We start from the raw sequence: 26,866 nt of genomic DNA, 5'->3' as shown, positions 1-26,866 counted from the left end.
CGTGTACGCCCGGCTCCGGCGCCCGTACGGCGGCGACCGTACGAGAATCGGGTGATCACACAGCGTTCCGCTCCACTGCGCCGGGTAGCGCATGGTGCAAGAGCGTGAGGAAGCGCATCGCGACAGTGATGCTCGAACGGCCGGCGGCCGTGGACGTCCCCTCCGGCAGCGCCCGCTTCCATGCGCTGTGCCGCACTCCGCTGAGCATGGAGGTGCCCGACGGCCACCGGGCGGAGATCACCGGGGGGAACACCGCCATGTCGCCGTGGTCGCGGAAGTGCGGAAGTTCTGCATGCCCGTCGTGCGGTCACCGCGTTCCCGGCTGGGGCCGCACGCACCGGTGGGGCACATCGCCGATGTCGCCCCCGTCCTCTTCACCTTCCCCGGTGCCGAGCGGGTGCACGGGCCCGATGCCCGTGCGGTGGCGGAGAAGGCGTTCGACGGGCGCGGACGGTACGTCGACGGTGAGACGCTCTCCCTCGTGGCGGAGCCGGCCCCCGATCAGCTCTCCGGGGCCGGCGGCGGTCCGGTGACGGCGGGACCGGCGTCCGGGCTCCGGTCCCCCTCCCCGGCCTCCTCGCCCTCGCCCTCGTCCCCGGAGCGTTCGCGTCCGGTCCGCGCGGGCCGCTCCTGCCCTTCGGGGCGCCGCTCCTTCTCCCCCTCGTTCCTCCCCTTGTCCGTACCGCTCCTCATCTCGGACGGGTCGTGCTGCCTGCCGTCGTAGGGCCCTGAGTAGTCGCTCACGGCGCGCTCCTCCCTGCGGTTCTCGCGTTCCGGCGGCCGGCCCGCGGGCCGGCCCGGCCGCGAGTACCCGGCGCGGCGCGGGAACACACCGGAGTCCGGGTCACTTCCGCCGGTCGCGGCGGTCCCGGACGGCCGCGGCCAGGACGGGCACCAGGCCGAGCGCGATCGGGGCGAGCACCGCGGGAAGCAGCCAGGCGGGCGCGCGGGGGTCCGGTTCGGCGCGCCACATCACCGTGCACGTCACGGCGATCGACAGGCCGATGCAGAAGCCCAGCTGGAGCGTGGCCCTGGCCGTCCGCAGCGCCGAGGCACGGGTGGAGGGGCGGTTGACCAGGGAGGAGGCCCGCTCGCCGGGGGCGAGTTCGTTCACGGGGCGCACCCGCAGCACCGCCGCCGAGGCGGCGGTCATCACCGCGGCGGTCCCGGCGTAGACCAGGACGGGCACGAAGACCGCTGCGACGGACTTGTCCGCCCAGGCGTCGATCCCGCCGGGGCCGATGTGCTGCGGCACCCTCTCCGGCAGGCCGGGGTACACCGCGGCGCCCCAGACCACCAGTCCCGCCAGTACGGCGAGCTGCGGCAGCAGCCACACCCACGGGAAGTCCGGCCGGCTCCCGTTCCCGTCGCCCATACGCCCCTCCCCCGGTGCCTCCCTCTCCCCCTGCCCCTTCACCGGCCAGGGTAGGCCCGCACCGGCCGGGTCAGGCAGGGCCGCGTGCCGCGGCCGTCGTTTATCGGCCGCGGCCGGCCGGTGGGGCATGGTTCACTGCGGTCATGCATCGACAAGGAGGAGCGTCAGTGGTGCACGAGATCGATGAGTCCTTCCTGGCGCTGCCGCTGCGCGCGCTCGCCGACGCGGCGCTCGCGCGGGCCCGGGCCCTGGGGGCCGAGCACGCCGACTTCCGTTTCGAGCGGAACCGCAGCGCCTCCTGGCGGCTGCGCGACGCGAAGCCGGCCGGGTCCTCGGACATCACCGACGCCGGATACGCGGTGCGCGTGGTGCACAACGGCGCGTGGGGTTTCGCCTCCGGGGTGGATCTGACGATGGACGCCGCCGCGAAGGTGGCGAGCCGGGCCGTGGAGATGGCGAAGCTGTCGGCGAGGGTCGCCGAGGCGGCCGGTGCCGGCGCGGCCGCGCGGAGCGCCTCCGCCGCGGACCGGTGGGCGATGGGCGGACGGGTGGAGCTGGCGGACGAGCCGGTGCACGGCGAGCGGACGTGGGTCTCCTCCTACGAGGTCAACCCGTTCGACGTGCCGGACGCGGAGAAGACCGCCCTGCTGGCCCGGTGGAGCGAGCGGCTGCTGGGGGCGGACGGCGTCTCCCACGCGGACGCCTCGCTGCTGACCGTTCAGGAGAACAAGTTCTACGCGGACACCGCCGGTACCGTCACCACCCAGCAGCGCGTCCGTCTGCACCCGGAGCTGACGGCCGTGTCCGTGACCGACTCCGGCGACTTCGACTCGATGCGGACCCTGGCCCCGCCCGCCGGCCGGGGCTGGGAGTACATGACCGGCACCGGCTGGGACTGGGACGCGGAGCTGGCGCGCATCCCGGAGCTGCTGGCCGAGAAGATGCGCTCGCCCAGCGTGGAGCCGGGCTCCTACGACCTGGTGGTCGACCCCTCGAACCTGTGGCTGACGATCCACGAGTCGATCGGCCACGCCACCGAGCTGGACCGGGCGCTGGGCTACGAGGCGGCGTACGCGGGCACCTCCTTCGCCACGCCCGACCTGCTGGGCACGCTGAAGTACGGCTCGCCGGTCATGAACGTCACCGGCGACCGCACCGCCGAGCACGGACTGGCCACCATCGGCTACGACGACGAGGGCGTCGAGGCGCAGTCCTGGGATCTGGTCAGGGACGGGATCCTGGTCGGCTACCAGCTCGACCGGCGGATGGCGAAGCTGACCGGGCTGGGCCGCTCCAACGGCTGCGCCTACGCCGACTCCCCCTCCAGCGTCCCCGTGCAGCGCATGGCGAACGTCTCGCTCCGGCCCGATCCGGACGGGCCGTCCACCGAGGAGCTGATCTCCCGTGTGGACCGGGGGATCTACGTGGTCGGCGACCGCTCGTGGTCGATCGACATGCAGCGCTACAACTTCCAGTTCACCGGGCAGCGTTTCTTCCGGATCGAGAACGGACGGCTCGCCGGGCAGTTGCGCGACGTGGCATACCAGGCCACCACCACCGACTTCTGGGGCTCGATGGAGGCCGTGGGCGGGCCGCAGACGTATGTGCTCGGAGGCGCGTTCAACTGCGGCAAGGCCCAGCCGGGCCAGGTCGCCTCCGTCTCGCACGGCTGTCCCTCCGCGCTCTTCCGCGGCGTCAACATCCTCAACACCGCCCAGGAGGCCGGTCGATGACGAAGTCCCCCGCCCCCCACGAGGTCGTCGAGCGCGCCCTGGCGCTGTCCCGGGCCGACGGCTGCGTGGTCCTCGCCGACGAGGAGTCGACCGCCAACCTGCGGTGGGCGGGCAACACGCTGACCACCAACGGCGTCACCCGCGGCCGCACCCTCACCGTCGTCGCGACCGTCGACGGCTCCGAGGGGACGGCGTCGGGGGTGGTCTCCCGCTCGGCCGTCACCGACGACGACATCGAGCCGCTGGTGCGGGCCGCGGAGGAGGCCGCGCGCACGGCGGGTCCGGCCGAGGACGCCCGGCCGCTGGTGGAGGGCGTGCCCGTCTCCGCCGACTTCACCGACGCCCCTGCCGAGACCTCCTCTTCGGTGTTCGACTCCTTCGCCCCGGCGCTGGGCGAGTCCTTCGCGCGGGCCCGCTCCGAGGGCCGGGAGCTGTACGGCTTCGCCAACCACCAGATGGTCTCCACCTACCTGGGGACCTCCACCGGGCTGCGGCTGCGCCACGACCAGCCCACCGGCACCCTGGAGATCAACGCCAAGTCCCCCGACCGCACCCGGTCGGCGTGGGCGGGGCGGGCCACCCGCGACTTCGCCGACGTCGACCCCCGGGCGCTGGACGCGGAGCTGGCGCGGCGGCTGGAGTGGGCCGGGCGGCAGGTGGAGCTGGAGGCCGGGCGGTACGAGACGCTGCTGCCGCCCAGTGCCGTGGCTGACCTGCTGATCTACCAGATGTGGTCGTCGGCGGGACGCGACGCCGCCGAGGGGCGCACGGTGTTCAGCAGGCCCGGCGGCGGCACCCGGGTGGGCGAGCGGCTGTCGGAGCTGCCGCTGAGGCTCTACAGCGATCCGGGCGCTCCCGGCCTGGAGGCGTCGCCGTTCGTGATCGCGCACTCCTCCGGCGACGACGCCTCGGTCTTCGACAACGGCCTGCCGCTGCGCGCCACCGACTGGATGCGCGACGGCGAGCTGCGCCACCTGCTGACCACCCGGCACTCGGCGGAGCTGACGGGCCTGCCGGTGGCGCCCGGGATCGACAACCTGGTCCTGGACGCGGGCGGCACCGCGTCGCTGGAGGAGATGGTCACCGGCTCCGGGCACGACGGCCCGGCCCTGCTGCTGACCTGCCTGTGGTACATCCGTGAGGTGGACCCGGCGACGCTGCTGCTGACGGGGCTGACCCGCGACGGCGTCTACCTGGTGGAGAACGGCGAGGTCACGGGTGCGGTGAACAACTTCCGCTTCAACGAGTCGCCGGTCGACCTGCTGTCCAGGGCCACCGAGGCGGGCCGGACCGAGCGCACCCTGCCGCGCGAGTGGTCGGACTGGTTCACGCGGGCGGCGATGCCCGCCCTGCGCGTGCCGGACTTCAACATGAGCTCAGTCAGCCGGGGTGTGTGAGCGGCATAGACTCCTACCGGAACCGACCGGGACCACCACCACGACCACGACCACGACCACATCAGCCAACCATCCGATTCGATCACCGGGAACGAACGTGACACGCCTCGGCGACTCCGTGCAGCGTGCCGGCGAACTGCTGGCCCAGGACCTCTCCTCCGACGAGACCGTCGAGCGGCTGCTCGCGGAGACGGGCGCCCGCCGCTATCTGGACCTGACGGACCTGCCGGCCCAGGAGCAGGCGGAGCTGATCGCCGGCCGGGCGGTGGACGTCCTGCCGTCGGTGGAGGGCCTGGCCGAGCGGATCGAGGCCGCGCGGCAGGCCGGGCACGGGCTCAACGTCAAGCTGGGCATCGACCCGACGGCGGCGGACGTGCACCTGGGCCACACGGTGCCGATGATCGTCCTGAGCCGCTTCCAGCGGATGGGCCACGACGTCACGCTGATCATCGGTGACATCACCGCCAAGATCGGCGACCCCTCTGGCCGCTCCTCGGAGCGGCCGCCGCTGACGGACGAGGACATCGCCCGCAACCTGGCCGGCTACCGGGACCAGGTGAAGCCGTTCTTCGACTTCGAGCGGGTGCGCTTCCGCCACAACAGCGAGTGGCTGGCCGGCATCGCCCTGCCGAAGCTGATCGGCATCCTGTCCCAGATCCCGGCCTCCTCCCTGCTGCAGCGCGAGGACTTCCGCAACCGGCTCTCGGCCGGGCACGGGCTGACGATGTCGGAGCTGATCTACCCGGTGGCGATGGCCATCGACTCCGCCGAGATCGACGCCGACATCGAGCTGGGCGGCGTGGACCAGCTGCTGAACATGCAGATGGGCCGGAAGGTGATGGAGGTCTACGGCAAGAAGCCGCAGATGATCACCACCGTGCCGCTGATCGAGGGCACGGACGGCTCGGGCGCGAAGATGTCGAAGTCCAAGGGCAACTACATCGCGCTGAACTCGTCGGCCGACGATGTCTTCGGCAAGATCATGTCGATTCCCGACCGGCTGATGGTGCCGTACCTGCGGGCCTGGACGGAGTGGACGGACGGCGAGATCGACCAGGTCACCGCCCGGATCGAGAAGGGCACGCTGCACCCGATGGACCTGAAGAGGGTCCTGGCGGGCGAGGTCGTCACCGCGATCCACGGTCTGAAGGCGGCGATGGCGGCCCGGGCGGGGTTCGCCGCGCAGTTCTCCAGGAAGTCCTTCTCCGACGTGGAGAGCCTGCCGGTGGTGGACGCCGCCGAGCACGGGGACAAGGGCGTCACCGCGATCCTGGCGACCGTGCTGGAGTTCACTCCGAGCGCGTCGGCCGCCCGGCGCGTCGCCAAGCAGAACGGGCTGCGGCTGGTGGTCGAGACGGACTCCGGCCAGCGGGCCGTCGTGCTGTCGGAGGCCGACGCGCTGCGCCCGCTGGGGGAGGTCGTCCCGGAGAAGCTGGCCCAGGCCGGGGTCTCGGGTGCCGTCTACCTCAAGGCGGGCCGCAAGGTGGCCGAGGTCCGGGGGGTGTGACGCGGCCGTTTCCGGCTGTCCGGCGGCCTGCCGCCGGACAGCCGGAAACGGAGCAGGCGGAAGGGGACGGCGCGTCTCGTGCGCGCCGTCCCCTTCCGCAGGTTCCCCTCCCCCGGCGGAGGGGACGCGTCCCCTCCGCCGGTCGGGTGCGGCCCGTCAGGCCGTCCGCCTGCTTCCGCCCCTGATCTTGGCGTACAGGGGTGTACCCAGTGCGACGATCAGGACGGCTCCGGCAAGCTGGAGCAGGTGCCGGATCCAGTCGATGCCCGCGGTGTCCCCCACGCCGATCCCACTGGCCACGGCGTTCCCGATGACGCTGCCGATGATTCCGAAGATGGCGGTCAGCCACAGCGGGATGTTCTGCCTGCCGGGAAGGATGGCGCGGGCCAGCACACCCAGGACCAGACCCACGATGATCGCCCACAACCAGCTCATGTCGCCTCCTCGTGCGGTGCGCTCCGTGCGCAGCGCGTTCGGTTCGTGCGGTGGGACGCCTCTGCCGTACGGCCGCTGAGCCGTCCGGGTGGGAGCCGTCCCTGGCGCATCGGGTGCCCCCTACCCGGCGTCGTATGCGGTGGAGTCGGGGCGTAGTGTGGAAAAGGCCGGGAACCAGGCGGGAACGCTCCCGGGTACCGGCCGCAGGAGCAGGTGGTGATTGTGAGGCGCAGGCAACGCGGTCCCGAGGTGTTCCGGATCACCGGAGCCCGCCAGGGGCTGGCGGAGGACGTCCGGGGCCGGGAGCGGCGCTATGTGATCTCGATGCTGGTGCGCACCGCGGCGGTCCTGCTGACCGTGGTGCTGTGGAACGTGCAGCGTCCGCTCGCCGTGGCCGCCCTGGTGCTCGGCGCGACCCTGCCGTACGTGGCGGTGGTGATCGCCAACGCGGGGCGGGAGAACACGCCCGCGCTCCCCGACTCCCTCGTCTCCGCGCCGCCCCGGCAGGCACTGGGGCCTGCGAACCGCCAGGAGGACGCCGGGGAGGACGAGCCCGCTCCGCGGACGCGCACGATACGGCAGGATCCGCTGGAACCGGACGTACCGGAGGGCGGGCAGGAGCCGGATCGCGAGGCGGAACCAGGCCGTGAGCAGGCCCCGGGTGCCCGGGAGTACCGGCGTGCGGGACCGGGGCAGGAGCCGAGCCGCCCGGGATCCGGCCGGCGCGACTGATCCACCCGGGCCGGGAAGCTCAGGAAAACCTCAGATCAATCATGTTGTTCCGGTGCCCTGGCGATGGGTGCACGTGCCATACTGCGTACACGCTCCGCATCCCCCGTCGGAGCGACAGACCGACGCCGGGCGGCTCCCCCCGTGGCTGCCCGGCGTCGCCGTGTTTGGATGGGGCCGTGACCGATCCCGTTACCGCCCCCCTGCCCGGCCCCGCCGTTCCCGTCTGCTCGGCCAAGGGCTGCCGTGAGGCCGCCGTGTGGGTGCTGGCCTGGAACAACCCCAAGCTGCACACCCCGGAGCGCCGCAAGACCTGGCTGGCGTGCGAGGAGCACCGCGAGTACCTGTCGCGGTTCCTGGGGGTGCGGGGCTTTCTGAAGGACGTGGTGTCCCTCGCCGATTGGGAGGCCCGGGAGGCCGGAGGGGACCGGGACGGCGGGGAGGAGCCGGAGGGGTCAGCCGCCGATCGCTGACATCGGGCGGGCGGGCTGGAGGAAGGACGGATCGTCCAGGCCGGAGCCGGCCTTCTTGCCCCACATCGCAGCCTTCCACAGCCGGGCGATCTCGGCGTCGTCCGCGCCCGCGCGCAGCGCGCCGCGCAGATCCGACTCCTCGCGGGCGAAGAGGCAGGTGCGGACCTGGCCGTCGGCCGTCAGCCGGGTGCGGTCGCAGGTACGGCAGAAGGGCCTGGTGACGGAGGCGATCACACCGACGCGGTGCGGACCGCCGTCGACGATCCAGCGCTCGGCGGGCGCCGAGCCCCGGCTGTCCTCCCCTTCCGGGGTGAGGGAGAAACGGGTGCGCAGGGAGGCGAGGATGTCGCCCGCGGTGATCATGCCCTCGCGACGCCAGCCGTGCTGGGCGTCCAGCGGCATCTGCTCGATGAAACGCAGCTCGTAGGCGTGCTCGACGGCCCAGGAGAGCAGGTCGGGGGCCTCTGCCTCGTTGAGGCCCGGCATCAGCACGGCGTTGACCTTGACCGGCGAGAGCCCCGCCGCGCGGGCGGCCGCCAGGCCGGCGAGGACGTCGGCGTGGCGCCTGCGGCGGGTCATCCGCTGGAAGACCTCGGGGTCGAGGGTGTCCAGGGAGACGTTGACCCGGTCCAGGCCGGCCGCGCGCAGCGCCTCGGCGGTGCGCTCCAGGCCGATGCCGTTGGTCGTCAGCGACAGCTTCGGACGCGGCTCCAGGGCGGCACAGCGCTCGACGATGCCCACCAGTCCGGGCCGCAGCAGCGGCTCGCCGCCGGTGAAGCGCACCTCCTCCACACCGAGCATGGTCACGGCGACGCGCACCAGGCGGACGATCTCGTCGTCCGTGAGCAGCTCGGGCTTGGCGAGCCACTTCAAGCCCTCCTCGGGCATGCAGTAGGTGCACCTCAGATTGCACCGGTCGGTGAGCGACACGCGCAGGTCGGTGGCGACCCGGCCGTAGGTGTCCAGCAGCATGCCGACAGCACCCTCCCACGGTTGGACATCTGCCTCGCAGCGTACGCGAAGCCCGTGCGGTCCGTCGGGGACGGCACGGCGGGAACGGGAGTTCGGCACTCGGTGAACGGTTCGGCCATTGCCGCTCCCCCCATGTGAGCGATAGCTTCCGTCGTCATACATCCGTACGGTCAAATCCGATAACCGAACGGGTTGTTGAGAACCCCTGCGCTCACACAGACACGGAGAACCCATGGCATCGAGACCCTCCAGCCGACGCCGCGCCATCGCGGTGCCGGTCGGGTTGGCGCTGACCGCCTCCCTGGCCCTGCTGCCGGGCGCCGGCACGGCGCTGGCCCAGGAAGCCGGCGTTCCGGCGGCCGCGGCGGCGGCCGCGGACGGCGAGCAGCTGTCGTACGTGGTCAACACCTCCTCCCACCCCGGCACGATCAGGCGGGTGGAGCGGGAGATAGCCAAGGCGGGCGGCACGGTCGTCGTCACGCACCGGGAGATCGGCGTGATCGTCGTCCACTCGGCGAACCCCGGCTTCGCGGAGCGGATGCGCGAGGTGCGCGGGGTGCACTCCGCCGGCGCCACCCGTACCGCGCCGCTCAGGGCGGCGGGCACCACCGAGGTCGGCGCCCCGCAGTACGTGGCGGAGGCGGCCCGCACCAGCGCGGCCACGGCCGCCTCCGAGGGCGAGCCGATGGAGGCCGACCTGTGGGGGCTGCGCGCCATCCGCGCGGACGAGGCCGCGAAGGTCAACCCGGGCAGCGACAAGGTCACCGTCGCGGTCATCGACACCGGCGTGGACGACACCCACCCGGACCTGGCCCCGAACTTCTCGGCGGGCCAGTCGGCGAACTGCGTCGGCGGCGTGGCCGACACCTCCGAGGGCGCCTGGCGCCCGTACACCGACGGCGACTACCACGGCACGCACGTCGCGGGCTCCATCGCCGCGGCGCGCAACGGCATCGGCGTGGCGGGCGTCGCGCCGGGCGTGAAGGTCTCCTCCATCAAGGTGAGCGAGCCCGACACCAGCCTCTTCTACCCGGAGGCGGTGATCTGCGCGTTCGTCTTCGCGGCCGACAAGGGCGTGGAGATCACCAACAACAGCTACTACGTCGACCCGTACCTGTACAACTGCGAGGACGACGCCGACCAGGGCGCGGTCGTGGAGGCGATCCGCCGGGCCGCGCGCCACGCCGAGCGCAGGGGCACGCTGCACGTCGCCTCGGCGGGCAATTCCAACCACGACCTCGCCTCCGACGCGATCCTCGACGACTCCAGCCCGAACGACACCACCCCGGTCGAGCGCACCATCGACCCGTCGGAGTGCCTGGACCTGCCCACCCAGCTGCCGGGCGTGGTGACGGTCACGGCCACGGGCGTGCAGGACCTGAAGTCGTACTACTCCAGCTACGGCCACCGGGTCGCCGACGTGGCGGCGCCGGGCGGCGACCGGTTCCAGATCCCGGACACCCCGTCGGGCAACGGCCGGATCCTGTCGACCATGCCGAACGGCTCCTACGCCTTCCTGCAGGGCACCTCGATGGCCAGCCCGCACGTCGCGGGCGTGGCGGCGCTGCTCAAGAGCAAGCACCCCTGGGCGAGCCCGGCGATGCTCCAGCTCATGATGAAGGCGCAGGCGGACAACCCCGGCTGCCCGGAGACCTACGACCCGGACGGCAACGGCGTCGAGGACTCCACCTGCGAGGGCGGCGAGCGCGTCAACGGCTTCTACGGCCACGGCATCGTCGACGCCCTGGACGCCGTCGAGTAGTCGGGCGGCCGGCCCGCCGCGGAGCCGGCGGTCCGTCAGGAAGCGGCGGACGCCGAGGGGTCGGGCCCGGTGGGCCCGGCCCCTTCCGCCGTCGCCGCCGTCACCGCCGTCCGCGAGGCGCCCCGGGCCGGCCCGGGGACCGCGGAGGCCGCCGGCCCGGGGGCGGGGCCGGGGCCGGTCACCCGCGGCTGCCAGCCGGGCCCGCGGAAGAGCCGCCCGGCGGCCTCGCGCCAGTCGCGCGCCGCCCGCAGGTCGCGTGCGATCGCCGCGTACTCGTGGGTGGCCACGCGCAGCGGGTTGTAGGTGTCGATGTTCTTGGTGAGCCCGTAGACGCACGGCTCGGTCTCGGGTGCGAAGGAACCGAAGAGCCGGTCCCACACGATGAGGATCCCGCCGAAGTTGCGGTCCAGGTAGCTCCCCTGTGAGGCGTGGTGGACCCGGTGGTGCGAGGGCGTGTTGAAGACGGCCTCGACCGGCCCCGGCAGTCTGCCGATCCGCTCGGTGTGGATCCAGAACTGGTAGACCAGGTTGACCGAGTGGCAGAAGGCCAGCACGGCCGGGTGCATGCCGAGGGCGATCAGCGGCAGGTAGAACGGCCAGCCGGTCAGGGACGTCCAGGGCTGGCGCAGCGCGGTGGTGAGGTTGAACTTCCGGCTGGAGTGGTGCACCACGTGGCAGGCCCACAGGATGCGGATGACATGGTGGCCGCGGTGGGACCAGTAGTAGAAGAAGTCCTGCGCCAGGAGCATCGGCAGCAGAGTCCACCACTCGACGGGGATCCGCAGCGGGGTCAGCTCGTAGGCCGCCGAGTAGATCGCCACGATCGGGATCTTCCACAGTGCGTCGAAGAAGAGGCTGCCCAGGCCCATGGAGAGGCTGGTGGCGGCGTCCTTGGTCTCGTAGCCGGCCACGGGGCTGTCCGGCTCCTCGGGGCGCAGGCGGTAGCTGACCATCTCCAGGACCGTCAGCAGGAGGAAGGCGGGTATGGACCACAGCACGACATCGGGGAGGTTCGGCACGCTCGGCATGGAGGCACCGTAGGACCGCCCGGGGCCGGCGGCCAGGGTCTGTTACCGACAAGTATGCGAGACGGTCCGTCAGTAACTCCGCCCACCGGGATTGGCCTGCGGCGATGCGAAGGTGTCAGTGGCGGCCCGTATTCTCTGGAACCATGCTCGATGACCAGTCGGCGGCCGAAGCGCGGCCCGCAGCGCAGCCAGGCACCCCGGCCTGGCCCACCGAATACCCCGACGCCTACGCGGTGGTGGACGTGGAGACCACGGGGCTCGCCCGGGACGACCGCATAGTCTCCGCGGCCGTCTACCGGCTGGACGCACGGGGTGACGTGATCGACCACTGGTACACCCCGGTCAACCCGCAGCGGGATCCCGGGCCGACCTGGATACACGGGCTGACGAGCGAGATGCTGGCCGACGCCCCGCTCTTCCCGCAGATCGCCGAGGAGTTCGCCGAGCGGCTGCGGGGCCGGGTGCTGGTCGCGCACAACGCGGTCTTCGACTGGTCGATGATCGCCCGCGAGTATGCCCGTGCCCGGTTGCCGGTCCCCGTGCGGCAGCGGTTGTGCACCATCGCCCTGTCCAAGGAGCTGGACCTGCCGCTGGCCAACCACCGGCTGGAGACCCTCGCCGCGCACTACGGTGTCGTCCAGCGCCGGGCGCACCACGCGCTGGACGACGCCCGGGTGCTGGCCGAGGCATTCCGGCCGAGCCTGCACCTGGCGGCCGCCGGCCGTATACGCCTGCCCCTGCTGGCCTGCCGGCCACTGACCGAGTGGACCGACTCCATCGCCTCCCCGAGCACCACCTCCGGCGCCTCCGGCGGGCGGGGCTCGCGGCCCTACGCGGGTGGCTGGCGCCCCTCGCGCAGGCGTGCCCCCTGCCCGTACCCCAACCCCGGCCGGTACGAGCCGGGCAAGCCGCTGGTCCAGGGCATGCGGGTGGCGATCTCCGGGGACACCTCCGTGGACCGGGAGCTGCTGGAGGACCGGGCGGTCGAGGCCGGGCTCCACATCGCGAGCGGTGTCTCCCGCCTCACCAGCCTCCTGGTCACCAACGACCCCGACTCCGGCACCTCCAAGGTCGCCAAGGCGCGCGCCTTCGGCACCCCGGTGATCGACGAGGCGGCCTTCACCCAGCTGCTGCGGGAGGTGGCCCCCGCTCCGGAGGAGTGACGGCCGGCGGGGTACCGTCGATGACTGTGCCACCCGTATCGTCCGCACCGCCCGCCGCCGCGTACCGCTTCCTGCTGTCCCGGCAGTGGGTGGTGCTCACCCTCGTCGCACTCCTGCTGATCCCGGGCATGGTCAGACTCGGCTTCTGGCAGCTGCACCGGCACGAGGACCGGGTGGCGCGCAACGAGCTGGTGGCCGAGAGCCTGGCCGCCGATCCGGTTCCCGTGGGGGAGCTGGCCGCCCCGGGGCGCGGCCCGGCCGACGCCGACCGGTACCGCCGGGTGACGGCGACCGGCGTCTACGACACCGACGGCGAGACGGTCGTGCGCCAGCGCACCGGCGAGGACGGCCGGAGCATCGGCTACCACGTCCTGACCCCGCTAGTCCGCGAGGACGGCACGGCCGTGCTGGTCAACCGCGGCTGGGTTCCGGCGGGCGAGGATCTGACGCGGTTCCCCGAGGTGCCGGCGCCCCCCTCCGGCGAGGTCACCGTGACCGGGCGGCTGATGGCCGACGAGAAGGCCGGCAGCGGCGTCAAGGACAAGCAGGGGCTGCCGCCCCGCCAGGTGATGCTGATCGACAGCGCGCGGATGGCCGAGGAGCTGGACCGGCCGTTCCTGGGCGGCTACGTCGCCCTGGAGGAGACCTCGCCCGAGCCCTCCGGTGAGCAGCCCCAGCTCCTTCCCGAGCCGGACCGCAGCGGCATCGGCCCGCACCTGGCGTACGCGTTCCAGTGGTGGCTGTTCGCCGCCGCCGTACCCGTCGGCTGGGTGGTGCTGGTCCGCCGCGAGCGCCGGGACCGCCTGGCGCGGGCCTCCGGGGCGGACGGGCCGGCGGACGGTGCCGCGGACGGGCCGGCGGACGAGCGGGCGGGCGGCGGGGCCGCGGCCGGACGGCCCGCCCCGACCCCCTCCGGTGCCGAGACGGCGCACCGACCGGCAGACTGATCCCCATGGATCTCGGACTGCAGGACAGGGTGTACCTCGTCACCGGCGCCACCCGCGGGCTGGGCTTCGCCGCCGCCCGTGAACTGGCCGCCGACGGCGCGAAGGTGATCGTCACCGGACGGAGCGAGGAGACGGTGGCCGAGGCCGCCGGACGGCTGGGCGGCGACGCCTTCGGCATGGTGGCGGACAACGCCGACCCGGCCGCGGCCGACCGCCTGGTGACGGCGGCCCACGAACGCTACGGACGTCTGGACGGAGTGCTGATCAGCGTCGGCGGACCGCCGGCCGGCTCCCATGAGACGGTCACCGACGACCAGTGGCAGTCGGCTTTCGAGACGGTCTTCCTCGGTGCGGTGCGGCTGGCCCGCACCGCGGCCGCGCGGCTGGGCGAGGGCGGGGTGATCGGCTTCGTCCTCTCCGGCTCGGTGCACGAGCCGATCCCCGGCCTGACGGTCTCCAACGGGCTGCGGCCGGGGCTGGCCGGTTTCGCGAAGTCGCTGGCGGACGAAGTGGGGCCGCGCGGCATCCGGGTCGTCGGGCTGCTGCCGGGCCGCATCGACACCGACCGGGTGCGCAGCCTGGACGCCATGACCGGGGACGCCGACGCCGCGCGTAAGCGGAGCTCGGCCGCGATCCCGCTGCGCCGCTACGGCACCCCGGAGGAGTTCGGCAGGGCGGCGGCGTTCCTGCTCTCCCCCGCAGCCTCGTACGTCACCGGTGTGATGCTCCAGATCGACGGCGGCGCCCGCCGCGGCTTCTGAGCGACCCGCCGCCGCCCCCGGGGCGACGCCGCCGGGGGCGGCGGGGCGGCATCCCGCGGGAAGCGGGGCGGCATCCCGCGGCCCGGCCCCCGGCTCGGTCCCTCAGCTCACCCGGCCGTCGGCCCGCCGTCGCGCCGGGCGCAGCCGGATCTCCGCCGCGAGCCGGTCGAGCCCCGCCGATGCGCGGGCGTGCTCCAGCGCCTCGTCCCGCAGGCGCGCGACGGTCTCGGCCGGGCTCGCGTGGGCGGCCACCGCCACTGCGGTCCGGGCCCGTACCCCGGCACGGCGGCGTCCCATCCTCACCCGGACCCGCTCCACGCCCGGCAGGGTCGCGGCCTCCTCGGCCACGGCGTCCTCCAGGGTCCGCGTCCCGACCAGGGCCCCGTACCCGTCCCCGCTGTCGACCAGTACCGTGTCCGGCCGCTGCCGCCACAACTGGGCCGACAGCCACCACAGCGCGAGCAGGAGCACGACGGCGGGCACACCGATCGCCAGGAGCCACCGCCACCAGTCCGCGTCCTGCCACCAGGCGGGCTCCCCGCGCCCGAGCGGCACCTCGTCCGGTCCGTCCCAGGGCAGGCCCGAGGGCAGGTCGAGGCCCCAGCGCCGCTGGAGGTCGAGCCCGCCCAGCAGGGCCGCCAGCCCCAGCAGCAGCAGCGCCAGCCCCACCAGTCCCAGCAGGATCCGGTTCACCACCGTGAGCATCCGCTCCACCCAGCCCTTCCTCAGTCCTTGGTCGGACGCCGTACCCGGGCCGACCGCCGCATCCGCCGGGCGAGCCCGAGTTGCCCCACACCGTCGTCCAGGGCCCTGTCCAGATCCCCCCGCACCTCGTCCAGGGACCGGAAGTGCGCCCGGGCCCGCACCCGGATGCGGTGCCGCCCGGCCTTCACCCGGACCGACCGCACCCCGGGCACGTCCAGCAGCCGGTCGTGCAGCGCCGCCTCGGCGGCGGACCGCTCCAGTCCGGCGCGCACCCGCACCCCGTCGGAGGCGCCGCCGCGCATCGGCAGCAGACCGCGCAGTCCTGGGGTGACCGCCAGCACCACCAGCCACAGTCCCAGCAGGACCGCGAGCGCCGCACCGGCGATCGCCCAGGGGTCGTCGAGCGGCCGGGTGGCCAGGTCCGCGGTGATCTCGCGCCGCCAGGCCGAGGGGGGCTCGCCGGTGCTCGCGGCGACGGCCTCGTACAGCAGCACGGCCGCCGCCACGGTCAGGACCAGCGCCACGATAGCGGCGGGGATCCGCCGCGCCGACCAGAAGCGCCGGGTGCTTCCGCCTCCCCCGCCCCCGCTGCCGCCGTCCGGCCGGCGATCCGCTTCGGAGGATCCCGTGGCGGGCGGCACCCCGCCGTCCGGATCCGTGTCGGCGGCGCTCTCCGGGGCCGGCTGCCGCTGGGCTTCGTGACTCATCGTGCCCTCACCGCACCCTTCCTCCGCTCCGGCCGCCGGACGGTCCCGTGTGCAGCCGTGTCACCTCGACGGTCACCTGCCGGACCGCCATACCGGCCAGTTCCCGCACCCTTGAGACGACCCGTCTGCGCACCGTGCCGCACCGCGCGCCGATGTCACAGGGGTAGGGAAGCTCGACGGCGACCACCACCCGGGCCTCGCCGTTCAGCCCGTTCCGGTCGGGAGGGCGGCGGACGGCGATCTTCGCCCGCGGGTCCCTCCCCACGCGCGGGGTCCCGGACGCCTCCTGCTCGTCGTCCAGTGCCTCTCGGGCGGCCCGTGCGGCGATCTTGGCGACGACCCGGTCGGCGATCCTCGTCGCCCCCCGCTCGGCCGCGGGCACCCAGGACGTCTCCGCCTTGCGGAACTCCTGTGCCACCGGTCACCGCCGTCCGCCACCGGAGCGGAAGATCTCCCCCGGTTCCAGATCGCCGTCGAGGACCCGGCCGGCGACAAAACCGACCGCGCCCAGTACCGCCACCAGGAGGAAGGCCCAGAATCCGCCGAAGTATCCGGCGAAGCCCAGCGCCATGCCGGCGACCAAGCCGACTGCGGCCATGCTCATCGTGCGCTCCTCAGCTTCCTGCTCCACCGGACCCCTGCGGCCGCGGCGTCCTACTGCAGCCGCGGCCTCTCCGGCTGCTCTTCCTCTTGCTCCTCGTCGGGCAGCTTGACGTCGTCGACCGCGACGTTGACCTCGACGACCTCCAGTCCGGCCATCCGCTCGACCGCGCCGATGACGTTCTCGCGCACGTCGCTCGCCACATCGGTGATCGACACTCCGTACTCGACCACGATGTCCAGGTCGATGGCCGCCTGAGTCTCGCCGACCTCGACCTTCACCCCCCGCGTGACGGACTGGCCGCCACCGCCACCGGGGACGCGGTCGCGCACCGCGCTGAAGGTCCGGCTCATGCCGGCGCCCATCGCGTGGACGCCGTCGACCTCGCGGGCCGCCATCCCCGCGATCTTCTCCACCACGCCGTCGGCGATCGTGGTCCTCCCTCGGACCCGCGGGTCCTCGGCGCCGCGTCCCTCGCCGAGCCGCCCGCCGGGAGGGCCCGTGCGGTTCTGCTGTGTGACCTCCGCCATCTCCGTCACCCCTTGCCTTCGATACAGGAGTATTCGTTCAGCTATGTCCACGCTAGACACGTTCGCCACCTTTTGCCTCACGAACGTACCGCCGCATGGAGGAAGCACGCGGCGGCGGGGAGGCCGCGGCGGAAGGCTGGGCAGCGTTGTGAGGGACCCCGGAGAGCACCAGCAGAGCACCGGAGGATCCGGCAGGGCGCCGGAATTCCGGGAGAGGAGCGCAGACCATGGCCACGGATCAGTTGGCCCAGGCCGTCCGGCGGCAGATCGGCTTCGGCCGGCTGCTCCCGTTGGGTGAGGCGGAGGACGGCACCTGGATCGCGGAGCGGGCCGCGGCCGGTGTGCTGCGGCAGGCGGCGGACGGGCTGCCGGGGGTGAGGCCGGGCACGCTGCGGCTCTCCCCGGCCGAGCCCGGCGCGGGCGGGAGGCCGGCCGTGCCGATGCCTCCCAGCGCGCTTCCGCCCGGCCCGGTCAGGATCACCGCGGAGTTCGAGGCCGGTACGGAGGAGCCGCTGCCGGCGGCGGCCGGGCGGTTGCGCGCGGCCCTGGCCGAAGCGGCGGAGAGGCGTCTGGGGCTGGTGGTGGCGGCGGTCGACCTGCGGATCACCGGGCTGCTGGAGGGGCCGGACGAGGGGACTCCGCCCGAGGAGCCCTCCGGGGAGCGGGCCGGCGGCGGAAAGGCCCCGGACACCGGGGAGGCCGGAACCGCGGTGGGCGCCGCGACGCTCGCCGTTCCGGGCGTGGTACGTCTCGCTCCCGAACTGGGGGGCGCGGCCCGGGCGCTGCGGACCGTGGACACCGGCCCCGGCGACGCGGCCGGCGCGGCCCCCGGCCGCCATGTGCGGGTCCAGTTCGCGGTCGCCGCGGACCACCGTGCGCTCGATGTGGCGCGCGGGGTCCGCGGCGCGGTGGCACGGGCCGCGGCGGCCGGTGCCCCCGGGCCCGTGACGGTCGCGGCCGTGGTGACGGAGGTGGTGACGGAAGTGGCGGCGGAGGTGGTGCGGAGCCCGGGATGAGAGCGGTCAGTCGCCGATGCCGGCCAGATCGCGCAGCCTGCGCGTCTGGGCCGCGCGCTCGGCGGCGCGCTGCTCGTCGTAGGTGCGGTCCACCGCGCCGCGCAGCAGAGCCTTGGTCTCGATCACCGCGTCGCGCGGGGCCGCGAGCAGCGCCGCGGCCAGATCGGCGGTGGCGGCCTCCAGTTCCGCGGCGGGCACCACGAGGTTGGCCAGACCGGTCCGCTCGGCCTCCTCGGCGCGCACGAAACGGCCCGTCGCGCAGATCTCCAGCGCGCGGGCGTACCCGACCAGGGAGACGAGCGGGTGGGTGCCGGTGAGGTCGGGGACCAGGCCGAGGCTGGTCTCGCGCATCGCGAACTGCACGTCGTCGGCGCACACCCGCAGGTCGCAGGCGAGCGCGAGCTGGAAGCCGGCGCCGACGGCGTGCCCCTGGACGGCGGCGATGCTCACGATGTCGTTCCGCCGCCACCAGGTGAAGGCCTCCTGGTAGCCGGCGATGGCCGCGTCGACCTCGGCGTCGGAACCGCGCGCCAGGTCGATGAAGGACGGCTCGCCGTCGAAGCCCTCGGGAGTGAAGGCCTGCCGGTCGAGCCCGGCGGAGAAGGACTGCCCCTCTCCGCGCAGGACGACGACGCGGATCTCGCCGGGCAGCAGCCGCCCGGCCTCGGCCAGGGCACGCCACACGGCGAAGGTCTGGGCGTTGCGCTTGGCCGGGCGGTCGAGCGTGACCGTGGCCACGGCACCGTCCGCGACGAGCCGCACGCCGTCCTTGTCGAGCAGGGTCATGAGGATCTCCCGGGGCAGTCCGCAGTCGGACGACTGTCAAGTGACTGAAGAGTAACCACCCGGCCGGTCGAATGGCCGACCGGGTGGCGCCCCTCGGGACACCCTGGGTCTCAGGACGCCGCGGTCTTCTTGCCCCGCGTGGCACCGCCGCGACCGCGCAGGGTCACGCCGGACTCGCTGAGCATCCGGTGCACGAATCCGTAGGAGCGGCCGGTCTCTTCGGCCAGCGCCCGGATGCTCGCACCGGAGTCGTACTTCTTCTTGAGGTCAGCCGCGAGCTTCTCGCGCGCGGCGCCGGTCACCCGGCTGCCCTTCTTCAGAGTCTCGGCCACCCGTGCCTCCTCATGGGAAGTGCGCTCTGGACTCTCATGATCACCCCTTGCCGGTTTTCTGGCCACCCATTCGACAAGGTCCGTAGGACGTCATCGGCGGCCGGGCAAGGGCCGGAAGGCTCTGGAACGGGGTGTTCCGCGGGGCTTCCGGGCGGCGCAATTCCACGCGGTACAGAGAAAGGGCAGGTCAGAGGCGCGGTCGGCGTTCAAACAACGGGGATGGGAGGTCTATGCCACATCACCGGCGCCATCGACGCCCGACCGCGCCGGAATACGAGCCGATCTCACTCAGATGATGGATCAAGCGTCGACCGAATGATCCGGAACGATGTGATCACCACTCGCTCGCGGCGTGGCCGGGGCCCGGTGGAGGCGTGCCCGCCCCTCGCGGGGCCCCGGACGGGAACGCTCAGGCGAGCGCCACGAGGTCCGCGTACTCCTCGCCCCACAGGTCCTCCACACCGTCGGGCAGCAGGATGATCCGCTCCGGCTGGAGCGCGTCCACCGCACCCTCGTCGTGGGTGACCAGCACCACCGCACCGGTGAAGGTGCGCAGGGCGCCCAGGATCTCCTCGCGGCTGGCGGGGTCGAGGTTGTTGGTCGGCTCGTCCAGCAGCAGCACGTTGGCCGAGGAGACCACCAGCGTGGCCAGCGCCAGCCGGGTCTTCTCACCGCCGGAGAGCACCCGCGCGGGCTTGTCCACGTCGTCGCCGGAGAACAGGAACGAGCCCAGCGTCTTGCGGATGTCGACCAGATCCATGTCCGGGGCGGCCGAGCGCATGTTCTCCAGGACCGTGCGGTCGCCGTCGAGCGTCTCGTGCTCCTGCGCGTAGTAGCCGAGCTTCAGGCCGTGGCCGGGGACCACCCGGCCGGTGTCGGGCTTCTCCACCCCGGCCAGCAGCCGCAGCAGGGTGGTCTTGCCCGCGCCGTTGAGTCCGAGGATGACCACCCGCGAGCCCTTGTCGATGGCGAGCGAGAGGTCGGTGAAGATCTCCAGCGAGCCGTAGGACTTGGACAGTTCCTCGGCCATCAGCGGGGTCTTGCCGCAGGGCGCGGGGTCGGGGAAGCGCAGCTTGGCGACCTTGTCGGCCTGCCGCTCCCCCTCCAGCCCGGCCAGCAGCCGCTCGGCGCGGCGGGCCATGTTCTGGGCGGCCACCGTCTTGGTGGCCTTGGCACGCATCTTGTCGGCCTGGGCGTTGAGGGCCGCGGCCTTCTTCTCGGCGTTGGCGCGCTCGCGCCTGCGCCGCTTCTCGTCCGCCTCGCGCTGGGCCAGGTACTGCTTCCAGCCCATGTTGTAGATGTCGATGCGGGAGCGGTTGGCGTCGAGGTAGAAGACCTTGTTGACGACCGTCTCCACCAGGTCGACGTCGTGGGAGATGACGACGAAGCCGCCGCGGTAGGTCTTCAGGAAGTCGCGCAGCCAGACGATCGAGTCGGCGTCGAGGTGGTTGGTGGGCTCGTCCAGCAGCAGGGTGTCGGCGTCCGAGAAGAGGATGCGGGCCAGCTCCACCCGGCGCCGCTGGCCGCCGGAGAGGGTGTGCAGCGGCTGGCCGAGCACCCGGTCGGGCAGACCGAGGCTGGCGGCGATGGTGGCGGCCTCGGCCTCGGCGGCGTAGCCGCCCTTGGTGAGGAACTCCGTCTCCAGCCGCTCGTACTTCTTCATCGCCTTCTCGCGGGTGGCGCCCTGGCCGTTCGCCATCCGGTCCTCGTTCTCGCGCATCCTGCGCAGCACGGTGTCCAGGCCGCGGGCGGACAGGATGCGGTCGCGGGCGAGGGCGTCGAGGTCGCCGGTGCGCGGGTCCTGGGGCAGGTAGCCGACCTCGCCGGTGCGGGTGATCGTCCCGGCTGCGGGGGCACCCTCGCCGGCCAGGCAGCGGGTGAGGGTCGTCTTGCCCGCACCGTTGCGGCCGACCAGTCCGATGCGGTCGCCCCTGGCGATGCGGAAGGAGGCGGACTCGATGAGGATCCGGGCGCCGGCGCGCAGCTCTACTCCGGTGGCGGTGATCACGGAAATACTCCTGGGCAGGGTGGACGTACGTACGTCGTCGGTCGGGGGCTGGGAGACGGGCGTACGCCGCTAATGCACGAGGAGGTTCACCATGCGGCCAGTCTAACGGCGGCGCGCAACCGGATTTCCGCGCCCGGGGCGACGGACCGCGTACGCCCCCGCGCGGCGGGCGGCCGCCGCGCGGGGGCGTACGGCCGGAGGCGCGGAGGCCCGGGCCGGCCCGTCACACCTCGCCGGTGTGGACCTGGAAGGCCGCGCGGCGCATGGCCCTGGCCATCACCGGATCCGGGTGGGCCGCGGCGAGCGCGACCAGGACCTGGACGGTACGGGGATGGCCGGTGGCGCGGACCGCCTCCAGGAGCTCGGGGACGCTGCTCTGCACGGCCGAGTCCAGATGCTCCACCAGCACCTTCCCGTCGCCGTGGTCGGCGACGGCCGCAGCGGTGTCCACCCACAGCCAGGTGGCCTCCTCACGGGTCAGGACACCGGGGGCGCCGTTCGCCAGGTCCGCCGGGTCCGCACCGTCGTGCTCGGCGAGCCAGAGCAGCGCGTAGGGGCGCAGGACGGGCTCGCCGGCCGCCTCGCGGACGGCGGGCTCCGCGGGGGCGCCCACGGCGCGCAGCGCCTCGAAGGCCAGACCGCGGATGAGGGCGTCGTCGCCGCGGGCGGCGTCGATCAGTTCGGCGACGGCCGGGCCGGTGGGGCGTGCGGCCAGCCAGGCGCGGTACTCGGCGCGGGCCTCCCCGGGCGAGAGCCTGGCGCAGCCGCGCAGCATGTCCTCGGCGGGCTGCTCGATGTTCCCCGCCGGGCTCTGGGCCGCGACGCAGATCTGCTCCAGCTTCACCCACACCGCCCAGTTGCCCAGCGGGGTGAGCACCGCCTGCCCGGGGCGGCCCCGGTCGTCCTCGGCGCAGCGGGTGAGGGCGCCGACGGAGGCGAGGCCGTCGAGGGCCCAGTCCAGGAGCGCGGGCAGGCAGTCGTCCGCGTTCCCGGCCGCCTTGGCGGCCTCGGCCGCCTCGGCCGCCGGGGGGCCGCCGGGGGGCACCGCGCCGTCGCGCTCGGCGCGGATCTCCGCGATGCGCCGCCTCAGCAGGTCCAGCAGGGCCGGCACGGTCACCGGGCCGGAGGACAGGTGCATCACCGACAGGAACTGCGGCGCCGCCACGACCACCTCCCCGACCGCCCCGGGGTCCGCGCCGCCGGGCGCGGGATGGGCCAGCGACCAGGCGTCGAAGAGCGCGACCCAGCCGCGCAGCACCGCCGAGTCGTCGCGGTCCCAGGCACGCAGCCGCCAGCCGGGCATGGCGGTGCCGTCGTGCAGTTCTATGAGGCCGGCGAGCCGGGCGCGGTCCCAGTGGACGGGGATCTGCTCCACGGGTATCCGCAGTTCGGCCGCCACCCGCTCGGCGGCCGCCACCGGCGACAGTCCGGTGCCGTCGGCCCAGCGGGCCAGCCGCACGGCCTCGCTGAGGCAGGCCCGTGCCTGCCGGGCGAGTTGGTCGCGTGGGGGCACCCCCTCGGGGGGGCGGGGCGTGCTCCGCCGGCGGCGCGCGCCCACGGCTCGGCGCGCGGCGGCGAGAGGCTGACGGGATACGAGGCGCAGCCGGGTGTCTCGCGGGGTACGGGACGTCACGGGAGCAGTGTTGTTGATGACGGCCCGAAAGCCCAAACGCCGGTCGCGGCGCCTCACATGAGCGGGGTGAGGAAGCGGCGCAGCGCCTCCTCGTAGCCCTGCGGGTCGGCGTTCCACATGGCGGCGTGCGGAGCCTGTCCGACGACGTGCAGCGAGACCAGGTCCGGGCGCCGTTCGGCCAGTTCGCGGGAGGGGTCCCAGGGGGCGACGGCGTCCCCCGGGCCGTGCAGGACGAGTGTGGGCAGCCGCAGCGCGCCGGGGTCGTTCAGCTCCGAGTGGAGTTCCGGACGGAGCCGGGCGCGGCCCTGCGCGGCGCGCACCGCCAGCGGCAGCAGGACGGCGGGGACGTGGCGGGCGCCCGCCAGTGCGCGCAGGGTGGCTCGCCAGTCGAGCACGGGCGAGTCCAGGATCAGTCCGGTGAGGAAGTCGCGGACCGGGGATTCGGCGGCGGCCCGCAGCGCCATGGTGGCCCCGGTGGACCAGCCGTACAGCACCACGCCGCGGGCGCCGCGGCCGAGGGCGTAACGGACGGCCGCGTCGAGGTCGCGCCACTCGGAGTCGCCCAGGTGCGCGCTGCCGTCGGGCGACCGGGGCGCCCCGGGGTCGCCGCGGTAGGCCGGGACGAGCACGGGAACGCCCATGGCGTTCAGGAAGGGCAGGACGTTCATGGTGTGCTCGCGTGTGGCGCCCAGGCCGTGCACGGCGATGACCCACACGTCGCGCAGGGCGGGCAGGTACCAGGCGGGCAGGGGGCCGAGTTCGCCGGGCACCTCGACGTCCGCGTACTCCAGGCCCAGCGCGTCCCCGGGGTTCCCGGTGTGGAGCTGCGGGGTCAGCCGCACCCGGTCGCCGGTGGCGAGCCGGCCGCGGTCCACCCGCTCCAGGCGCCGTACGACGGTGTCGGCGGAGGAGGGGACGTCGAGCACGGTCCCGACGACGGCGTGCCGGCCCGGGCCGGTGAGGGCGTAGACACCGGGGAGCTGCGAGACGAGGGACCGGGTCAGGGTGACCTGCCCCGCCGCGGTGGCGTGGACGGTCAGCTGCGGGCCCTCGAAACCGGCGGGCAGGGAGTGCGGCGAGGACGGCCTGAGGGCGGTGGTGGCCGCGTACCGGCCGGCCACCACAGCGGCCGCTCCGGCACCGAGCGTGGTGAGGGCGGTCAGGGCCGCCGTTCTGCGCAGACTCATCGTCTCCAAGGATGGTGGCGTGGTGTCGCCGGGGCCAGCGGGCGGGCTCCGGCGGGTGAGCGGGGGCCGGACGGGACCGGACCCTCGCCCGGCGCCGCCGGCGCCGGTGTCGCCCACCTCGTACCCCGTCCGCGAGGCGTCATCCGCCGGGGCCGGGCGAAGGCGGACGAGGGGGGCGAAGGCGGACGGGGCCGCGCGGGCGGGTCAGCCGCGCTGCCCGTAGCCGCGCAGCCGCTCGGCGACGCGGTCCAGCTCATCGGGCGGCAGCAGGGAGGGGGTGCGGCCGGGCACGGAGGCGGCCGCGAGCCAGACGCGGCACATCCACTCGAGCTGGGCGGTGCCGTCGTACGCCCGGCCGAGGCTGTCGGCGTACACGACCGTGCCGTGGTTGCGCAGCAGGCAGCCGGTGCGGTCGCGCAGCGCCTCCAGCACGTGGGCGGCCAGTTCCTCGCTGCCGTAGGGGGCGTACGGCGCCACGCGGACCGGACCGCCCAGGGCGGCGGTCATGTAGTGGATCGCCGGGAGCTCGTCGACGAGGGTGGAGACCGCGGTGGCGTGCACGGCGTGGGTGTGGACGATCGCCGCGGCGCCGGTGGAGCGGTACACCGCCAGGTGCATCGGCAGCTCGCTGGTGGGCACGAGGTCGCCGGCCGTCCGCCGGCCCTCCAGGTCCACGGCGCACAGCTCGTCCGGACCGAGGCGGTCGTACGCGATGCCGCTGGGGGTGACCAGGACGGTGTCGCCGACCCGCACCGAGACGTTGCCCGAGGTGCCCACGACCAGGCCGTCGGCCACCGTCCGGCGGGCCGTGGCCACAAGTTCCCTCCAGGCGTCCGCCCAGACCGACCGCATCCGCGCCACCTCCGGCGGAGCACTCTAGCGGCGGCGGGCGAGCGGCGGGTTCGCCCCGTGCGCTCCCGTGCGCCGGGGGCGTACGAGAGCGCACGGGGGCGAACCCGCTCACAGCACCGTGCGATCCTGCGCACACAGGCGGCACGAGACACCATGGCGCCGTTCCCAGTTCACCTTGCGTTCACCCGGCATCCTTACGTTCACCGAGTACCTGCCCCATCGACCGATTGCCTGGGTGAATGGAAAACATCACGCTTCTCATCGGGATCGTGATCGTCACGGCCTTGGTGTTCGACTTCACCAACGGTTTCCACGACACGGCCAACGCCATGGCCACCACCATTTCCACCGGGGCACTCAAGCCCAAGACGGCGGTGGCGATGTCGGCGGTCCTCAACCTCGTCGGCGCCTTCATCTCGGTCGAGGTCGCCGCGACGATCTCCAAAGGCCTCATCAACGAGGATTCCGGCATCGAACCCGCGGTGATCTTCGCGGGGCTGGTCGGCGCGATCATCTGGAACCTGCTGACCTGGCTGGCCGGACTCCCCTCCAGTTCCTCCCACGCCCTGATGGGCGGTCTCCTCGGCGCGACGATCGCCGCCGTCGGCATCGGCGCCGTCTCCGTCAGCGCCGTCTTCATGAAGGTGCTGATCCCGGCCCTCGTCGCGCCCCTGGTCGCCGGTATCGCGGCCATGCTCGCGACCAGGCTGACCTACCGGATCAGCCGCAACGCCGAGGAGGGGCAGGTCGCCAAGGGCTACCGCGCCGGGCAGATCGCCTCGGCCGGTCTGGTCTCCCTGGCCCACGGCACCAACGACGCGCAGAAGACGATGGGCGTCATCACCCTCGCGCTGATCTCCGGAGGCGTGCTCGGCGCCGACGCCGACCCGCCGCTGTGGGTCATCGCCTCGGCCGGCATCGCCATCGCGCTGGGCACCTACCTGGGCGGCTGGCGGATCATCCGCACCATGGGCAAGGGCCTGACCGACATCCGCCCGGCGCAGGGCTTCGCCGCCCAGACCAGCTCGGCCGTCACCATCCTGGCCTCCTCCCACCTGGGCTTCGCGCTCTCCACCACGCAGGTCTGCTCCGGCTCGATCATGGGCTGCGGCCTGGGCCGCAAGGGCGGCGTGGTCCGCTGGAGCACCGCCGGCCGCATGGTCGCCGCCTGGGGTCTGACCCTCCCGGCCGCCGGTCTGATCGCCGCGGGCGCCGCGCTGCTGGCCGTCCAGGGCGACTGGGGGGTCACCGTGGTCGCGGTCGCCTCCGTCGCCGCCATCGCCGCCATCTGGTTCGCCTCCCGCCGGGAGCCGGTCGACCACACCAACGTCAACGACGTCGAGCCGGTCGAGGTGGAGGACGCGGGCGTGGTCACGGCCGCGGTGCAGGCCGTCGCCCCGCCGCCCACCACCGCCATGGAGGAGGCCGAGAAGGCCTCCGACATCCCGGCGAAGACCACCGTCTCCGCTCCCTGAGCCCCGCGAAGGAAAGAAGCACCATGGACATCGACTGGGCAGCCCTCGGCCAGGTCTTCGGCGTCAGCCTCGTGATGACGGTCGGCCTGGTGGGCGCGTTCACCCTCGGCATCGTCGGTCTGGGCACCAGCGACAAGTCGCGGGGCGGCTCCGCCGTCCTGGCCCGCATCGGCGCCTACGCCAGCTACGCCCTGTGCGCGGCCGCGGTGGCGTACGGCATCTACATCATCGCGGCCTGAGCAGGCCTCTCGGACCTGCTCAGGCCCGAGGGGCCCGTGCGGCCCCTCGGGACCGGTACGCCTCCACCGGCGCCCGGCGGACATCCGCCGGGCGCCTCCCTGTTTCCCCGGCGTCTCCCGGCGTCCCTCCCGCGTCCTCCCAGCGTCCTCCCGGCACGCCCTCCGCCTCCTCCGGCGGCTCTCCCGCGTTCCCGGTCTCCCTGCGGGGCGCGAGCGCCCCGGCGTGCGCCGTCGGGCGCCGTGTGCGCTTCCGCACAGTGCGCCGTCGCAGGTCACGGGTGAGTTGACGCGCCTTCCCGGCCGTGGTGGACTTCCCGTTGCCAAACGGCGGCAGGAGAGGAAGCCGGTGCGAATCCGGCGCGGTCCCGCCACTGTCACCGGGGAGCGCTCCCCCACCCAGCGTCACGGCCCGCACATCGGGCTGGAAGGCCGGGGGACGCGCCGATCCGGGAGCCAGGAGACTCTCACCGCCGGTCACGTCGAGCCAGGGCGAGGACCCTGAGTGAGGACATA

Annotated in this window: 28 protein-coding genes and 1 riboswitch; of the genes, 12 read left to right on the top strand and 16 right to left on the bottom strand. The window is 73.7% G+C overall.

All coding sequences use genetic code 11. From position 1 onward, the window contains the following. Positions 1-501: 501 nt before the first annotated feature. Positions 502-744 (bottom strand): hypothetical protein, encoded by a 243-nt coding sequence (locus BMY40_RS04715; protein WP_143071733.1) that lies wholly within the window; start codon positions 742-744, stop codon positions 502-504. 100 nt (positions 745-844) lie between these two features. After that, positions 845-1,375, bottom strand: coding sequence for a DUF1648 domain-containing protein (locus BMY40_RS04710; protein ID WP_093655540.1), 531 nt, complete (start codon positions 1,373-1,375; stop codon positions 845-847). Between the two features lie 167 nt (positions 1,376-1,542). Between BMY40_RS04710 and BMY40_RS04705 the strand changes: the two genes are divergently transcribed. From BMY40_RS04705 to tyrS, 3 genes are all read left to right on the top strand, one after another. Then, complete coding sequence (locus BMY40_RS04705) at positions 1,543-3,108, top strand: TldD/PmbA family protein (protein WP_093655538.1); 1,566 nt, start codon at positions 1,543-1,545, stop codon at positions 3,106-3,108. Further along, entirely contained in the window at positions 3,105-4,505 is a 1,401-nt protein-coding gene (locus tag BMY40_RS04700) for a metallopeptidase TldD-related protein (RefSeq protein WP_093655536.1), read from the top strand. Before BMY40_RS04705 ends, BMY40_RS04700 begins: the two co-directional genes overlap by 4 nt. Positions 4,506-4,602: 97 nt before the next feature. Then, on the top strand, positions 4,603-6,012 hold the full coding sequence (gene tyrS, locus BMY40_RS04695) for a tyrosine--tRNA ligase (RefSeq protein WP_093655534.1): 1,410 nt from the start codon (positions 4,603-4,605) through the stop codon (positions 6,010-6,012). Between the two features lie 156 nt (positions 6,013-6,168). Here the strand turns inward: tyrS and BMY40_RS04690 are convergent, their stop codons facing one another. After that, positions 6,169-6,447 (bottom strand): GlsB/YeaQ/YmgE family stress response membrane protein, encoded by a 279-nt coding sequence (locus BMY40_RS04690; RefSeq protein ID WP_093655532.1) that lies wholly within the window; start codon positions 6,445-6,447, stop codon positions 6,169-6,171. A gap of 222 nt (positions 6,448-6,669) precedes the next feature. Between BMY40_RS04690 and BMY40_RS04685 the strand changes: the two genes are divergently transcribed. Further along, positions 6,670-7,179, top strand: a complete 510-nt coding sequence (locus BMY40_RS04685) for a DUF3099 domain-containing protein (RefSeq protein WP_093655530.1) — start codon at positions 6,670-6,672, stop codon at positions 7,177-7,179. Between the two features lie 176 nt (positions 7,180-7,355). After that, positions 7,356-7,649 (top strand): hypothetical protein, encoded by a 294-nt coding sequence (locus tag BMY40_RS04680; protein ID WP_177213864.1) that lies wholly within the window; start codon positions 7,356-7,358, stop codon positions 7,647-7,649. Here the strand turns inward: BMY40_RS04680 and moaA are convergent. After that, positions 7,632-8,621 (bottom strand): GTP 3',8-cyclase MoaA, encoded by a 990-nt coding sequence (gene moaA / locus BMY40_RS04675; protein ID WP_093655528.1) that lies wholly within the window; start codon positions 8,619-8,621, stop codon positions 7,632-7,634. The genes BMY40_RS04680 and moaA overlap by 18 nt on opposite strands. Positions 8,622-8,853: 232 nt before the next feature. Between moaA and BMY40_RS04670 the strand changes: the two genes are divergently transcribed. Next, positions 8,854-10,383, top strand: a complete 1,530-nt coding sequence (locus BMY40_RS04670) for a S8 family peptidase (RefSeq protein ID WP_093655526.1) — start codon at positions 8,854-8,856, stop codon at positions 10,381-10,383. A 35-nt stretch (positions 10,384-10,418) separates the two neighbouring features. On the opposite strand, the gene BMY40_RS04665 is transcribed toward BMY40_RS04670, so the two are convergent. Continuing rightward, positions 10,419-11,411 carry a sterol desaturase family protein gene (locus BMY40_RS04665; protein WP_093655524.1) on the bottom strand — a complete coding sequence of 331 codons (993 nt, stop codon included), beginning with the start codon at positions 11,409-11,411 and terminating at the stop codon, positions 10,419-10,421. A 143-nt stretch (positions 11,412-11,554) separates the two neighbouring features. On the opposite strand from BMY40_RS04665, the gene BMY40_RS04660 reads away from it, so the two are divergent. The 3 genes from BMY40_RS04660 to BMY40_RS04650 are packed head-to-tail and all read left to right on the top strand — an operon-like array spanning position 11,555 to position 14,282. Then, positions 11,555-12,574, top strand: a complete 1,020-nt coding sequence (locus tag BMY40_RS04660; RefSeq protein WP_093655522.1) for a DEDDh family exonuclease — start codon at positions 11,555-11,557, stop codon at positions 12,572-12,574. A gap of 26 nt (positions 12,575-12,600) precedes the next feature. Continuing rightward, positions 12,601-13,521 carry an SURF1 family cytochrome oxidase biogenesis protein gene (locus BMY40_RS04655; protein ID WP_245769828.1) on the top strand — a complete coding sequence of 307 codons (921 nt, stop codon included), beginning with the start codon at positions 12,601-12,603 and terminating at the stop codon, positions 13,519-13,521. Between the two features lie 5 nt (positions 13,522-13,526). Beyond that, positions 13,527-14,282: an SDR family oxidoreductase gene (locus tag BMY40_RS04650; protein WP_093655518.1), complete on the top strand. Its 756-nt coding sequence runs from the start codon at positions 13,527-13,529 to the stop codon at positions 14,280-14,282. A 102-nt stretch (positions 14,283-14,384) separates the two neighbouring features. Here BMY40_RS04650 and amaP read toward each other — a convergent pair whose 3' ends face one another. From amaP to BMY40_RS04625, 5 genes are read right to left on the bottom strand one after another with little or no spacing between them, the layout of a single operon-like run. Continuing rightward, positions 14,385-14,987, bottom strand: a complete 603-nt coding sequence (gene amaP / locus BMY40_RS04645; RefSeq protein WP_093655849.1) for an alkaline shock response membrane anchor protein AmaP — start codon at positions 14,985-14,987, stop codon at positions 14,385-14,387. Positions 14,988-15,007: 20 nt separating this feature from the next. Beyond that, entirely contained in the window at positions 15,008-15,694 is a 687-nt protein-coding gene (locus BMY40_RS04640; protein ID WP_093655516.1) for a DUF6286 domain-containing protein, read from the bottom strand. A gap of 7 nt (positions 15,695-15,701) precedes the next feature. Next, positions 15,702-16,112 carry a hypothetical protein gene (locus BMY40_RS04635; RefSeq protein ID WP_177213863.1) on the bottom strand — a complete coding sequence of 137 codons (411 nt, stop codon included), beginning with the start codon at positions 16,110-16,112 and terminating at the stop codon, positions 15,702-15,704. Between the two features lie 3 nt (positions 16,113-16,115). Beyond that, a complete protein-coding gene (locus tag BMY40_RS04630; protein ID WP_093655514.1) occupies positions 16,116-16,298 on the bottom strand; it encodes a hypothetical protein in 183 nt (60 codons plus the stop codon). Positions 16,299-16,348: 50 nt separating this feature from the next. After that, entirely contained in the window at positions 16,349-16,825 is a 477-nt protein-coding gene (locus BMY40_RS04625) for an Asp23/Gls24 family envelope stress response protein (protein WP_093655845.1), read from the bottom strand. A gap of 227 nt (positions 16,826-17,052) precedes the next feature. Here BMY40_RS04625 and BMY40_RS27915 point away from each other — a divergent pair, with 227 nt between their 5' ends. Beyond that, positions 17,053-17,841: a hypothetical protein gene (locus BMY40_RS27915; protein WP_093655512.1), complete on the top strand. Its 789-nt coding sequence runs from the start codon at positions 17,053-17,055 to the stop codon at positions 17,839-17,841. A 6-nt stretch (positions 17,842-17,847) separates the two neighbouring features. Here the strand turns inward: BMY40_RS27915 and BMY40_RS04615 are convergent, their stop codons facing one another. The 6 genes from BMY40_RS04615 to BMY40_RS04590 all read right to left on the bottom strand — a co-directional run bounded on the left by BMY40_RS04615 (position 17,848) and on the right by BMY40_RS04590 (position 24,639). After that, entirely contained in the window at positions 17,848-18,627 is a 780-nt protein-coding gene (locus tag BMY40_RS04615; protein ID WP_093655510.1) for an enoyl-CoA hydratase/isomerase family protein, read from the bottom strand. Positions 18,628-18,737: 110 nt separating this feature from the next. Next, positions 18,738-18,959 carry a helix-turn-helix domain-containing protein gene (locus BMY40_RS04610; protein ID WP_177213862.1) on the bottom strand — a complete coding sequence of 74 codons (222 nt, stop codon included), beginning with the start codon at positions 18,957-18,959 and terminating at the stop codon, positions 18,738-18,740. Between the two features lie 409 nt (positions 18,960-19,368). Next, entirely contained in the window at positions 19,369-20,967 is a 1,599-nt protein-coding gene (locus tag BMY40_RS04605; protein ID WP_093655506.1) for an ABC-F family ATP-binding cassette domain-containing protein, read from the bottom strand. A 223-nt stretch (positions 20,968-21,190) separates the two neighbouring features. Next, complete coding sequence (locus BMY40_RS04600; protein WP_093655843.1) at positions 21,191-22,600, bottom strand: hypothetical protein; 1,410 nt, start codon at positions 22,598-22,600, stop codon at positions 21,191-21,193. Between the two features lie 53 nt (positions 22,601-22,653). Then, a complete protein-coding gene (locus tag BMY40_RS04595; RefSeq protein WP_093655504.1) occupies positions 22,654-23,787 on the bottom strand; it encodes an alpha/beta hydrolase in 1,134 nt (377 codons plus the stop codon). 204 nt (positions 23,788-23,991) lie between these two features. Then, positions 23,992-24,639: a class II aldolase/adducin family protein gene (locus tag BMY40_RS04590; protein WP_093655502.1), complete on the bottom strand. Its 648-nt coding sequence runs from the start codon at positions 24,637-24,639 to the stop codon at positions 23,992-23,994. Positions 24,640-24,878: 239 nt separating this feature from the next. On the opposite strand from BMY40_RS04590, the gene BMY40_RS04585 reads away from it, so the two are divergent. Further along, positions 24,879-26,114, top strand: a complete 1,236-nt coding sequence (locus BMY40_RS04585; RefSeq protein ID WP_093655500.1) for an inorganic phosphate transporter — start codon at positions 24,879-24,881, stop codon at positions 26,112-26,114. Between the two features lie 23 nt (positions 26,115-26,137). Continuing rightward, a complete protein-coding gene (locus tag BMY40_RS04580; protein ID WP_093655498.1) occupies positions 26,138-26,353 on the top strand; it encodes a hypothetical protein in 216 nt (71 codons plus the stop codon). A 337-nt stretch (positions 26,354-26,690) separates the two neighbouring features. Next, positions 26,691-26,816: riboswitch (cobalamin riboswitch) on the top strand. Positions 26,817-26,866 lie beyond the last annotated feature (50 nt).

It is taken from the genome of Streptomyces radiopugnans, assembly GCF_900110735.1.
Classification (GTDB): domain Bacteria; phylum Actinomycetota; class Actinomycetes; order Streptomycetales; family Streptomycetaceae; genus Streptomyces; species Streptomyces radiopugnans.
The sequence above is the reverse complement of the archived record's forward strand: the minus strand, read 5'-3'. Positions and strand labels throughout refer to the sequence as shown.